This is a genomic window from Photorhabdus sp. HUG-39 (assembly GCF_963878365.1).
GTDB lineage: Bacteria > Pseudomonadota > Gammaproteobacteria > Enterobacterales > Enterobacteriaceae > Photorhabdus > Photorhabdus kayaii.
Genome location: NZ_CAWNWY010000125.1, coordinates 1 through 342, shown reverse-complemented (window position 1 = coordinate 342; position 342 = coordinate 1). Strand labels below are relative to the sequence as shown.

At 55.8% G+C, this 342-nt stretch carries 1 protein-coding gene; it reads right to left on the bottom strand.

The genetic code is table 11. The annotated features are described in order from the left end of the window. A partial coding sequence (locus AAC155_RS24330) for a hypothetical protein (RefSeq protein WP_146748165.1) occupies positions 1–342 on the bottom strand: 342 nt, incomplete at both ends.

Below are 342 nucleotides of genomic sequence, written 5' to 3'. Positions count from 1 at the left end.
TGAGTGCAGTGCTGGTCAGCGCAGTTTTGCCGTCCGCCACTATCATGCCACCGGTGTTATTGATATCGCCGGTGCGCAAAGTTAAGTGTCCGTCACTCAATAACCGGCCTGCTTTTTGGTCGGCATTACGGGTATTGGTGAATCGGTGGCCGTGGGTATCAACGGTCATCTCGCGGCCAGCCTGTAACAACCCTGCGGTGTTATCCAGTTCGCCACTGTTGACCGTCAGGGTGTCTTCGGCTATCACCTGTCCGGCGGTATTGGTGAAGGGATGGCCTGTGGTCTGGCTGTCAATGTTTTGTGCCAGCAACATCCCCTGCGTGTTATCCAGGGTCTGACTGG